Origin of the sequence: Arsenicicoccus bolidensis DSM 15745 (genome assembly GCF_000426385.1) — a bacterium.
Taxonomy (GTDB): Bacteria; Actinomycetota; Actinomycetes; order Actinomycetales; family Dermatophilaceae; genus Arsenicicoccus; species Arsenicicoccus bolidensis.
Genome location: NZ_AUFG01000067.1, coordinates 1 through 11,264, shown reverse-complemented (window position 1 = coordinate 11,264; position 11,264 = coordinate 1). Strand labels below are relative to the sequence as shown.

Sequence of the window (11,264 nt, the reverse complement as noted above, 5' to 3'; positions counted from 1 at the left end):
CTGGGAGCTCAGTTCGGGTCGTGTGGGGCGCCGAAAGGAGGGGTCAGGCGACATGTCGTGAGCTGGGAGCTCAGTTCGGGTCGTGTGGGGCGCCGGGGCCCGGGGGTGCGGGCGGGTCAGCGCGGCAGGGCGGCGAGCCAGGGGAGGAGCAGGGCGTCCACGCGCTCGGGGGCCTCCTCGGCGACGAAGTGACCTGTGCCCGGCAAGAGGTGGGCGTCCAGCCCGGCCGCGGCGTAGCGCGCCGAACCGCCCATCGTGATCGGCAGCACGGCGCGGTCCTCGGCGCCGTGCAGGTGCAGGGCGGGCACCCGCATGGGGCGACGCAGCGCCGCGGCCCACTGCCGCCCGGAGATCCACAGCTGGGAGCGAGCCATCCAGCGGTAGTACTCCGCCGCGGAGTGCGCCACGAACGGCAGGGCCATCTGCTCGGCATACCGGGTGGTGATGTCGACGTCCAGCCAGGTCGCGCCGGGGGCCGACCACTCGGTGAGGATGCGCGCGACGTAGCCCGAGGCCGGGTCGCCGAGGCGGCGCTCCGGCACGAACGGCCGCTGCAGCCCGGCGAACGTGCGGCCCGCCTGGATCTGCGTGGGCAGGGTCAACGACGCCGTGCGCAGGGCGAGCGGGTGCGGGGCGCCGAGCGCGACCACCGCTCGGGTCGCCGGGGGCTGCAGGGACGGCATCGACCAGGCGATCCAGGCGCCGAGCCCCTGGCCGACGACCACGGCCGAGCGCTCGCCGAGGGAGCGCACCACGCTCGCGACGTCGGCGGCGGACGTGAAGGTGTCGTAGCCGACGGGCGGCTTGTCCGACGAGCCGAAGCCCCGCAGGTCCATCGCGGCCACGCGATAGCCGGCCTCGGCCAGCGAGACCAGCTGGTGCCGCCAGGCCCACCAGAACTGCGGGAAGTCGTGCAGCAGCAGCACGAGCGGGCCGTCCCCGGCCTCGGCGACGTGGAACCTCGCGCCGTTCGCGGACACGAACCGGTGCCGCCAGGGCCCCGGGACCAGGGTGCTGGCGGCGTCACGCATGGTGCCGTCGTTCATCGGCCCCATCCTGGCAAAGGTCGGGCGGGGCGCACCAACGGCTCGCGGGTCGGCGGGGTGGGGTCATGACGCAGGGCCGTGACGCAGGGTCATGGTGCTGGGTCATGACGGAGGGTGGGGACGACAGCGGCCCCCTCCCTGGTGGGGAGGGGGCCGCTGGTCGGACCAGGTGGTCGGTGCTCAGGCGCGCGTGGCGCCGGCCTCGCTGCGGGTGTCCGTCGCGTCGGTCGTCGCGTAGGTCGACGTGGCCTCGCGGGACGTGGTCTCGCGGGCCGAGCCGTAGGCCGCGGTGCGCTGCTCGGTGACCGCCGGGCGGGAGGTGTTGGGCTTGAGGGCCTCGACCGTCTCCTGCGCGTTGCGGATGGTGCGCTCGGGCTTGACGTTGACGGTGCTCAGGGCCTTCTTGCCGACCATCGCGAGGATGCCGGCCACGACCAGCAGCACGATCGCGACGATCAGGAAGGACAGCCACGGGGCCAGGCCGAGGGCGATCAGGCCGTAGGCCGCGGCGATGAGCAGCAGGATCAGGGCAAGGAAGGCGAAGACGCCCGCGCCGGCGAACATGCCGATGCCCTTGCCGGCCTTGGCGACGTCGGTCTTGACCTCGGCCTTGGCGAGCTGGATCTCGTTGCGCATGATGCTCGACACGTCCTGCGTCGCGTCGGCGACCAGCTGGCCGATGGTGCGAGCAGTGGTGTCGCTGCCGTAGTTGCGCGCCTCGCGGTCGCGGTCGGCGCGGCGAGCGTCGTGCTCCTGCTCGGTGTAGGACGTGGACATGGGGGCGACTCCTCGTGGACTGTGGGATCGAGATCCCGGGGCAGGGTTCGATCATGTCATTCACACATTCACCCGAAACCATACCTACATCGCGGTGGCCGCCGGGGGAGGTTCCGCGACGCGGGCACGGCTCGCACCTCGGACGATCTGGTGGACGACTTGTGGACGACGCGGTCGGGTCAGGCCAGCAGGCAGGCGACGAGCACAGCCACGCTGAAGCCGATCTCCACGAGCCCGACCTGCAGCGGCGTGATCTGGCGCCCGCGCAGCGGGCCGAGGGTCGGCATCGCCCAGGCGCGTGCGGTCGCGAGGGCCAGCACCACGGTGGCCAGGACGAGAGCGGCCCCCGAGACACCGGTGGCCAGCGCCGGTATGCCGCCCAGCGCCGCCGTGAGCAGCACCGCCGTCATCGCTGCGTGATAGGCCACGGACGCCGCGAACCAGCGCCGGTCCCCGCGCTCGCGGATCATCGTCTTGACATAGACGACCGTGCCGAAGAAGTAGGCCAGCTGCAGCAGCGTCACGAACGCCACGCCCCTGACCTGGTCGGGTCGGCGCGCGGCGACGTCGGCGACGGCGCTCACCGCGCCCAGGGGGAGCCGGGCCGAGAGGCCGGCGCTCCACAGGACGGGCGTCACGAGGCAGGCCGCGGTGACGGTGACCAGCCCGCTGAGGGTGGCCCGGTCCCGACGGCGCGACGCGAGCACCAGGGCCACCGCCAGGAGCGGGGCGGCCACGACGAGCCAGCCCGTGAGCCCGGGTCCGAGCGCCATGACGGCGACCCCGAGGACGCCTCCGGCGACGGCATACGCCCGGACCGGGGGCCAGTATCGGGGCTTGCGACGAGCCTTGAGCCACAACGTGACCGCGTTGAGCAGGAAGTAGCCGACGACCGTGATCACGAGGACCGGCAGGGCCACCCACCGCCAGCCGTGGTCGCGCACCAGCAGCACCGCGCCGGTCACCGCGGGGACCACGAGCATGGCCCAGGCACCGTGCTGCTGGGGGACCCAGCCGGGGGCGCGCTTCCTGCCTCGGGTCATGAGGACAGCGTGCCATCCTCGCGACGCCCGTCCTGGCGCCCGCGGTGACGGCCGTCCTTGAGGCCGTCGGGGGTGATGCTGCCGTGGGCCTCGTAGACGTCCGGGACGCCGTCGAGGTCGAGGTCCTCGGCCTCGCGCGCCGCGATCTGCGCGTAGTGCCGGTTGCGGCTGCGCAGGACGACCGACGCGAGCACGGCGGCGATCAGCGAGCCGAGCAGGACGGCCAGCTTGACGTGGTCGTCCCGCGCGGAGCCGGCGCCGTAGGCCAGCTCGCCGACCAGCAGCGACACCGTGAACCCGATGCCCGCCAGCAGGGACAGGCCGGCGATGTCGGCCCAGGCGAGGTCGTTGTCGAGCTCGGCCTTGGTGAAGCGGGCCAGGAGCCAGGTCGCACCGAGGATCCCGACGAACTTGCCGACGACCAGGCCGGCGACGACGCCCTGCGCGGCCGGGTCGCTGACGGCCTCGCCGAAGCCGCCACCCACGACCGTGACGCCGGCCGCGAAGAACGCGAACAGCGGCACCGCCACGCCCGCCGACACGGGGCGCACGACGTGCTCGAGTCGGTGGCCGACGTCGACCGGGGTGACCAGGCCGAGCAGGACGCCGGCGACGGTCGCGTGGATCCCGGACGCGTGGACCAGGCCCCAGGTGAGCAGCGCCAACGGGATCAGCAGCCACGGGGAGGTCCAGCCGCGCCGCGTCGCCAGGGCGAACGCCGCGAGGGGGACGAGGGCGGCGAGCAGCGCCAGGGCCTGCAGCGACTCGGTGTAGGCGACGGCGATGATCGTGATCGCGATGAGGTCGTCGACGACGGCCAGCGTCAGCAGGAAGGACCGCAGCGCGGACGGCAGGTGGGTGCCGATGACGGCGAGCACCGCGAGGGCGAACGCGATGTCGGTGGCGGTGGGGATGGCCCAGCCGCGCAGGACGTCACCGCCCCCGCCGCGCAGCATCCCGACACCCAGGAAGAGCAGGGCGGGCAGGATCACGCCGGCGCAGGCCGCCGCCACGGGGACGGTCGCCTTGCGGATGTCGGACAGGTCGCCGCGCGTGAACTCGTGCTTGAGCTCGATGCCGGCGACGAAGAAGAAGATCGCGAGCAGGCCGTCGGCCGCCCAGTGCCCGACCGAGAGATCGAGGTGCAGCGCCGATGGGCCGACGTGCAGGTCGCGGAGAGCGGCATACGACTCCCGCCAGGGCGTGTTGGCCCAGACCAGGGCGGCCAGGGCCGCGACGAGGAGGAGGGCGCCTCCGACGGTCTCGGTGCGCAGCGCCGCGGTGATGCGCTGGGTCTCGCGCCAGCTGCCGCGGGCGAAGAGTCGGGAGCTGCCGGTGGCGGAGGGGCGCGGGGAGTTCGCTGGCATGATGCCTTTCGCGGACGAGGTGGGGACCCGGTCGAGGGGTCGCGAGGGACGACGCCGACCAGACTTCCCGGCACACCAACGGGCATTCTATCGCGTCCGAGCGGTCGCTCGGGCGCTCTGGGAGCGCGAGAGGTCGCCCGGCCACCGGCGTCCGAGCAACGCATGGCCGGATCGGGAAGCCCCGGTGAACACCTCGTCGTGGACCCCGGGCACGGCCCCCAGCAGCCCGGCGAGGCCCTGACCATGGAGACATGGCCTACGGCGACGGTCCCTTCCCCCCTGGCGCTCGCGCACCGCGGTGGCGCGCAGCTGGCCCCCGAGAACACCCTGGCGGCGTTCGAGCGATCGGTGGCGCTCGGGGTGCGCTACCTCGAGTCCGACGTGCGGCTCACCGCCGACGGACAGCTCGTGTGCTTCCACGACGAGACGCTCGACCGCATCACCGACGGCACCGGCCCAGTGGCAGGCGGCAGCCTGCGCGAGCTCCAGCGGCTGCGGGTGTGCGGGCAGGAGCAGGTGCCGACCCTGGTGGAGGCGCTCGAGGCCTTCCCCGACGCGTGCTTCTCGATCGACCTCAAGGACGAGTCCGCACTCGAGCCGCTGGTGCAGGTCCTGCGGATCCGGCGCTATCGCGAGCGGGTGTGCGTCGCCGGCGCGTGCGACGGCTGGCTGCGTCGGGTCCGCGAGGGTGCCCCGGGCGTGGCCACCTCCCTCGGCTGGCGCTCCCTGACCACGCTGATCGCCTGCTCGCGCGCCGGCGTGCCCGTGCCGCGCTGGATCGGCTCGGCGCCGTTCGCGCACGTGCCGATCCAGCTGGGGCGCGTCCCGATCTTCGTCGAGGAGGTGGTGCACCTGGCACACTCCGTCGGGGTGCGGGTCATCACCTGGACGTGCAACGACCCGGTCGCGATGGACCGCCTGCTGTCGCTCGGCGTCGACGGCGTCATCTCGGACCGCCCCGACCTGCTGCGCGAGGTCCTGGTCGCCCGCGGCGACTGGGTGCCGATGCCTGGCGCGGTTCCGGCCGCCGACGAGCACGAGGTGGGGCTGCCGGGCAACCTGTGACAGGCTCGCTGCGTCCTCCGAGGAGCAGTCCTTCGAGCAGCTGGGACGTGCCGACGAGCCAGGGGGTGCCCGCATGGTCGACGACCTCGACGGTCTGGTGCGTCGCGCCGGCCCGCTCGTCTGGCGCTGGGCGCAGGCGATCGTGCCCCGGCCCGCCGCCCGTGAGGTGACCGAGGACGTGCTCGTCACCCTGGCCGGGCGGCGCGGTGAGGCCTCCCACGGCCAGGTGCGAGCCGTCGCCGAGCGCCGGATCCGGCTGGCCGCCCGCGAGCAGGACGTGCCCCAGCCCGACCACGACGACCTCGACGCCCTGTGGGGACGCGCCGCGAGCCTCGCCGGCGACGGGGTGTGCCCCGTCTCGGCCGACGACGTGCGGGCCCGTATGACGACCGCCCACCGTCGTCGCCAGGTCACCGCCCTGGCGCTGGCCGGAGCACTCGTGGTCGCCGGCGGGTGGGTCGCCGTCGACCGGCTGCGTGACGGCACGCCTTCGCCCACGACCACGCAGTCACCCACCGCGTCCCCGACCTCGAGCGGCGGTGCGGCGTCGCCCACGGCATACCCGCCCTCGTCCACGACCCCGTCGTGGACGCCGACCCAGAGCGGGTCGGCGCAGCCGACCCCCGTCCCGGAGCCGGACGTCCTGCCGCTCGAGGCCTACGAGGCCGCCCTCGGCACGGCGGCAGGCCGCCGGACGAGCGCCCTGCCCCGCGTCGAGCAGCAGGGCGCGGACCTGTGGCTGGTGCGCGGCTCGGGCACGACCCGCCTGGCGCGGTCCTCCGGCAGGCCGGACCTGGCGATGGTCACGCCGGTGGCCTTCGGACCGGACGGCGGCGCCGTCGTGGTCCTCGCCGACCAGGGCGGCCAGGGCGAGATGGGGACGGAGCTGCGGTGGTGGAAGGGACAGGGGGCGCCGGTCAGGGCGGCGGGTGGCGAGATCAGTGGCTTCGCCGTGTCCCCGGACGGGTCCCGGCTGGCCTACGTCGAGTGGGCGACCGACGGGGGTCCGGCGCCGTTCACGGTCCGGGTGATCGACGCCGCGACGGGCACCGAGGTCGCGCGTCAGGAGGTGCCGACCTCCGCGTGGGTGGCGTCCTGGACCACGCGCGGGGTCCTGATCATGCAGACCGTGATGCCCGAGACACCCACGCCGACCGGCACGGCCGGCCCGAGCGGCGACCCGACGCCGGCGGAGGGCCGGCAGGGCACGCTCCACTTCCTCTGGGAGCTGGGGCAGCGGATGCACCACCTGGACCTGCCCGACGACGCGGTCGTCACGCCGGACTCGCAAGGGGACCCGGCCTATGTCATGCGCCTGGACGACGAACGCGCGTGCACCTACCGGGTGCCGGTCAGCGACATCACGTCGACGTCGCACCCGTGCCTGCCGACGGAGGCCATGGCGCCGACGGCGACCAGCCCGGACGGGCGATACCAGGCCCGGACCGCGGGACCCGTGCAGGTCATGGACCTGCGCAGCGGGCGCTGGCGGGCCTATGGCGGCAGCAACCCCGCCATGCGGTCGCCGGCGACGATGATCTCGGGGTGGGAGGACGGGCGCACCGTGCTGCTGGCGGTGAGCCCGGGCGACGGCCGGGCGCCGGTCATGCTGCGCTGGGACGTCGAGACGGACGCCGTCGAGCGGGTGCCCGGCCCGCCGACGGTCCTCGTGCCCGCCCTCCGCACCTCCCCGAGGTAGTCAGCGCTGGGACATCCCCTGCTTGATGAAGTCCATGACCGAGGCGTCCGTGAGCGTCGTCGAGTCGCCGATCTCGCGGCCCTCGGCGACGTCCTTGAGCAGGCGCCGCATGATCTTGCCGGACCGCGTCTTGGGCAGCTCGGTGACGATCATGACCGACTTGGGCTTGGCGATCGGGCTGATCTCCTTGGCGACGTGGGACCGCAGCTCCTCGACCGTGGAGTCGCTCTGCTGCGCGCCCTCGCGCAGGATCACGAACGCGCACACGGCCTGACCGGTCGTGTCATCGGCCGCCCCGACGACGGCCGCCTCGGCCACCGACGGGTGCGACACCAGGGCCGACTCGATCTCGGCGGTGGACAGGCGGTGGCCCGAGACGTTCATGACGTCGTCGACCCGGCCGAGCAGCCAGATGTTGCCGTTCGCGTCGTACTTCGCGCCGTCGCCGGCGAAGTAGTACTTCTCGCCGAACCGGCTCCAGTAGGTGTCCTTGTAGCGCTCCGGGTCGCCCCAGATGCCGCGCAGCATCGAGGGCCACGGCTTGGTGAGCACGAGGTAGCCGACCTTCTCCGCCTCGGTGAAGGGCTCGCCCGCGTCGTCGAGGATCTCGGCGCTGATGCCCGGGATGGGCCGCTGCGCCGAGCCCGGCTCCAGCGAGGTGACGCCCGGCAGCGGGCTGATCATGATCGCGCCCGTCTCGGTCTGCCACCAGGTGTCGACGATCGGGCAGCGGTCTCCGCCGATGTTCTTGCGGTACCACAGCCACGCCTCGGGGTTGATCGGCTCGCCGACCGAGCCGAGGACGCGCAGCGAGGACAGGTCGAACTTCTGGGGGATCTCGGCGCCCCACTTCATGCAGGTGCGGATCGCGGTGGGGGCGGTGTAGAGGATCGTGACGCCGTACTTCTGGATGATCTCCCACCAGCGGCCCTGGTGCGGGTAGTCCGGGGTGCCCTCGTAGACGACCTGGGTCGCGCCGTTGGCGAGCGGCCCGTAGACGAGGTAGGAGTGCCCGGTGACCCAGCCGATGTCGGCGGTGCACCAGTAGACGTCGGTCTCGGGGTGCAGGTCGTGGACGACGGCGTTGGTGTAGGCCGTCTGCGTGAGGTAGCCGCCGGAGGTGTGCAGGATGCCCTTGGGCTTCCCGGTCGTGCCGGAGGTGTAGAGGATGTAGAGCGGGTGCTCGGCCGCCATCGGCTGCGCCTCGTGCCGGTCGCTCTGCCGGTCGACGAGGTCGTGCCACCACACGTCCTTGTCGGACCACTCGACGTCGGCGCCGGTGCGGCGCACGACGAGCACGTGCTCGATCGGGGAGTCCTCGCCCGACACGGCCTGGTCGACGGCGGCCTTGAGCGGAGCGGGCTTGCCCTTGCGGTACTGCCCGTCGGCGGTGATGACGACGCGGGCCTCGGCGTCGGCGATGCGGGAGCGGATGGCGTCGGCGCTGAACCCGCCGAACACCACCGAGTGCGGGGCGCCGAGGCGGGCGCAGGCCAGCATCGACACGATCGCCTCGGGGATCATGGGCAGGTAGATCGCGACCCGGTCGCCCTTGGCCACGCCCAGCTCGGTGAGCGCGTTGGCGGCCTGGCAGACGCGGCGCTGCAGCTCGGCATACGTGATCGTCTGGGTGTCGCCCTCGGCGCCCTCGAAGTGGATGGCGACCCGCTCGCCGTTGCCGGCCTCGACGTGCCGGTCGACGCAGTTGTGGGCGACGTTGAGCTCGCCGTCCGCGAACCATGTGGCGAACGGGGCGTCGCTCCAGTCGAGGACCTCCGTGAAGTCCTTGCTCCAGGTGACGTACGTCCTCGCCTGGTCGGCCCAGAAGCCCTCGAGGTCGGCGTCGGCCTGGTCGAACAGCTCGGCCTGCCCGACCGCCTGCTCGGTGAACGCGGGGTCCGGCGGGAACTCCTGCGCGGTGTGGTCAGAGAGGTCAGACAAGTCAGACACGGTCGGCTCCTCCTCGAGTCGGGTCGGTTGCCCCCCAGCCAACCTCACATCGGGCGCCCGTGCCAGGCCACCGGCCGCGCCTGAGACGGTCGTCGTCGGGTGGTCGGTGCCCGTCGCCGGGCGGTCACCGGCCGTATGCCGCAGCCGCGCCGCACGAGGGGCCACCGGCATACGGGCATGATGGGGTGGACGTCCGAGCCCACCCGCCACGACAGGAGCAGCCCATGACCGAGCCCACCCCGCTCGCGGCACCTGAGCCGTCGCCGATGCCGTCTCCACTGTCGGCGCCACGGCCCGTCGCCGAGGTGACGCCGCAGCAGGCGGCCACCGCGGTGCCCGTCGACCCGGCCGTGGCCGACGCGCTGCGCCGCAACGCCGAGGGCTTCGTGCAGCAGCTGCTCGCCGTCGACGTGCACTCGCCGGTGCTCGACCAGCGCGTCCGCGACATCAGCACGATGGGCGATGCCGAGGTCAAGGCGTCGTCGCAGCTGTCCTCGCGCATGCTCGACCGTCGCGCCCGCTCGGGCTCGGTGGGGGCACGTCAGGGCGGTCCGGAGCAGGTCGCGGGGGAGCAGCTCGTGCGCCTGCGCCAGGAGGTCGAGGAGCTGGACCCCGCCGACCTCGACAAGCCGGCGCGCAAGCTCCTCGGGCTGGTGCCGATGGGGGACCGGGTCGCGGACTACGTCGAGCGCTACTACGCCAGCCAGGACCGCATCAACATGCTGATCCTGTCGCTGCGGACCCAGCAGGACGAGCTGCGCAAGGACAACGCGGCGGTCGCGGGCGAGCGGGCCAACCTGTGGCGGCTCATGGGCCAGCTGCAGGAGTACTCCGTGCTCGCGGGCGCCATCGACGACGAGATCGGGCGTGCGCTGCCGGGGCTCGAGGCGTCCGACCCGGCCCGCGCCCACGTGCTGCGCGACCAGGTGCAGCGCGCGGCCCGGCAGAAGCACCAGGACCTGCTGACCCACCTCGCGGTGTGCACCCAGGGCTATCTCGCGCTGGACCTCGTGCGGTCCAACAACGAGCTGCTCGTCCAGGGCATCGACCGGGCGGCGACCACGACGCTGGCGGCGCTGCGCACGGCCGTGGTCGTCTCGGGCGCGGTCAAGGGGCAGCGCCGGGTCGTCGACGGGGTGCAGGACCTGGACCGCCGCTCGGCGGAGCTGCTGGACGACTCGGCCCAGACCATGCGGGACACCGCGGGGTCCGGCTCGCCGGACGCGATCGCGCGCCTCAAGAGCGCCTTCGGCGAGGTCTACGCCGCGCTCGACGAGGCCGACGCCACGCGCATCCGCGGCGCCGCGGCCGAGGACGAGACCCGCCGCACGCTGGACCAGCGGCGCCGGTGACTAGGCTGGGGTCGTGGCTGGCAACGCTCTGACGCGCTACCTCGCGTCCACCAAGAACATCGTGGGATCCGTGCTCGGGCTCGGGGCCGCGGCCGTCACGGTGCCCACCGACCTCGCCGGGGACTGGTGGCCCGCCGCGGTCGTCGGGCTGTATGCCGTCGGCGCGGCCGTCGCCCCCGGAGCGCGCCGACGTGGGGGTCTTGCGACGGGCACCCAGGCCACGCAGGCGCTGATCGTCGACCTGCGCACCGAGCTGCAGCGTCTCGTCGACCAGACCGACAAGTCCTCCAACCGGCTCCCCGAGGAGGGCTACCTCGCGTTCCACCGCGTCGTGGCCGTGTTGCGCGACATCCTTCAGCGCGCGGAGCAGCTGGCCACCTCGCCGGACGACCTGCACGTGGTGCAGCGCACGGTGCGGGACTACCTGCCGACCTCGCTCCAGGCCTATCTCAACCTGCCGGGCAGCTATGCCCGTGACGCCCCGGGCGCGGAGGGTCGCACCCCCGCGCAGGAGCTGACCCACCAGATGCAGGTGCTCGAGCAGCGGCTGGGGTCGGTGCAGAGCGCGATCTATGCCGGCGACGCGCAGACCCTGACCGACCAGGGCCGCTTCCTCGAGGAGAAGTTCCACCACGACGGACCTACCCCAGGTAGTCACATCGACCGGCCTTAGTCCCCCAGGCTGATGTGACCAACCCCGGCTGATGTGCCCAACCCAGGTCGATGTGACCAACCCAGGTCGATCCGATCGTCCAGCCGTATGCCGGAGCCCGGCCTAGGCCGGCCTGGCCCGGATGCGCTGCCCATCGGGCACGCGGGCGCTCAGGTCTGCGGGGTTCTGGCCCCCGCGGGAACGGGTGGAGAAGGCCACCCATGACGGTGGCGAACTCCACCCGTTGGCTCGCAAACCCGGAGCTGGCGGCACGAAGTGACCCGTCGGGGCGCGTTGGGTCGCCCCGGGCGCC

At 73.3% G+C, this 11,264-nt stretch carries 9 protein-coding genes; 4 read left to right on the top strand and 5 right to left on the bottom strand.

Features of this window, described 5'->3' with window-relative positions:
- Positions 1–116: 116 nt before the first annotated feature.
- From K313_RS0118935 to nhaA, 4 genes are all read right to left on the bottom strand, one after another.
- On the bottom strand, positions 117–1,046 hold the full coding sequence (locus tag K313_RS0118935) for an alpha/beta fold hydrolase (RefSeq protein ID WP_240484014.1): 930 nt from the start codon (positions 1,044–1,046) through the stop codon (positions 117–119).
- 180 nt (positions 1,047–1,226) lie between these two features.
- Complete coding sequence (locus tag K313_RS23285; RefSeq protein WP_029212948.1) at positions 1,227–1,823, bottom strand: phage holin family protein; 597 nt, start codon at positions 1,821–1,823, stop codon at positions 1,227–1,229.
- 179 nt (positions 1,824–2,002) lie between these two features.
- Entirely contained in the window at positions 2,003–2,866 is an 864-nt protein-coding gene (locus K313_RS0118925; protein ID WP_029212947.1) for a YwiC-like family protein, read from the bottom strand.
- Positions 2,863–4,233 carry a Na+/H+ antiporter NhaA gene (gene nhaA, locus K313_RS0118920; protein WP_084413055.1) on the bottom strand — a complete coding sequence of 457 codons (1,371 nt, stop codon included), beginning with the start codon at positions 4,231–4,233 and terminating at the stop codon, positions 2,863–2,865. Before nhaA ends, K313_RS0118925 begins: the two co-directional genes overlap by 4 nt.
- 243 nt (positions 4,234–4,476) lie before the next feature.
- Between nhaA and K313_RS21810 the strand changes: the two genes are divergently transcribed.
- The gene (locus tag K313_RS21810; protein ID WP_051274230.1) at positions 4,477–5,298 is read left to right on the top strand and encodes a glycerophosphodiester phosphodiesterase family protein; all 822 of its coding nucleotides are present in this window, start codon (positions 4,477–4,479) and stop codon (positions 5,296–5,298) included.
- Positions 5,299–5,371: 73 nt separating this feature from the next.
- Positions 5,372–6,997: a TolB-like translocation protein gene (locus K313_RS0118910; RefSeq protein WP_029212944.1), complete on the top strand. Its 1,626-nt coding sequence runs from the start codon at positions 5,372–5,374 to the stop codon at positions 6,995–6,997.
- On the opposite strand, the gene acs is transcribed toward K313_RS0118910, so the two are convergent.
- Positions 6,998–9,118, bottom strand: coding sequence for an acetate--CoA ligase (gene acs / locus K313_RS0118905; RefSeq protein ID WP_169516870.1), 2,121 nt, complete (start codon positions 9,116–9,118; stop codon positions 6,998–7,000).
- A gap of 53 nt (positions 9,119–9,171) precedes the next feature.
- On the opposite strand from acs, the gene K313_RS0118900 reads away from it, so the two are divergent.
- Both K313_RS0118900 and K313_RS21805 read left to right on the top strand, forming a co-directional pair.
- The gene (locus K313_RS0118900) at positions 9,172–10,299 is read left to right on the top strand and encodes a toxic anion resistance protein (RefSeq protein ID WP_029212942.1); all 1,128 of its coding nucleotides are present in this window, start codon (positions 9,172–9,174) and stop codon (positions 10,297–10,299) included.
- Between the two features lie 13 nt (positions 10,300–10,312).
- Positions 10,313–10,972 (top strand): hypothetical protein, encoded by a 660-nt coding sequence (locus K313_RS21805; protein ID WP_029212941.1) that lies wholly within the window; start codon positions 10,313–10,315, stop codon positions 10,970–10,972.
- The last annotated feature ends 292 nt before the right edge of the window (positions 10,973–11,264 follow it).

What these genes read in the sequence shown, in the direction of transcription:
- K313_RS0118935 (WP_240484014.1), bottom strand. Translation starts at nt 1,046, where the DNA reads ATGAACGACGGCACCATGCGTGACGCCGCCAGCACCCTGGTCCCGGGG.
- K313_RS23285 (WP_029212948.1), bottom strand. Translation starts at nt 1,823, where the DNA reads ATGTCCACGTCCTACACCGAGCAGGAGCACGACGCTCGCCGCGCCGAC.
- K313_RS0118925 (WP_029212947.1), bottom strand. Translation starts at nt 2,866, where the DNA reads ATGACCCGAGGCAGGAAGCGCGCCCCCGGCTGGGTCCCCCAGCAGCAC.
- nhaA (WP_084413055.1), bottom strand. Translation starts at nt 4,233, where the DNA reads ATGCCAGCGAACTCCCCGCGCCCCTCCGCCACCGGCAGCTCCCGACTC.
- K313_RS21810 (WP_051274230.1), top strand. Translation starts at nt 4,477, where the DNA reads ATGGAGACATGGCCTACGGCGACGGTCCCTTCCCCCCTGGCGCTCGCG.
- K313_RS0118910 (WP_029212944.1), top strand. Translation starts at nt 5,372, where the DNA reads ATGGTCGACGACCTCGACGGTCTGGTGCGTCGCGCCGGCCCGCTCGTC.
- acs (WP_169516870.1), bottom strand. Translation starts at nt 9,118, where the DNA reads ATGCCGGTGGCCCCTCGTGCGGCGCGGCTGCGGCATACGGCCGGTGAC.
- K313_RS0118900 (WP_029212942.1), top strand. Translation starts at nt 9,172, where the DNA reads ATGACCGAGCCCACCCCGCTCGCGGCACCTGAGCCGTCGCCGATGCCG.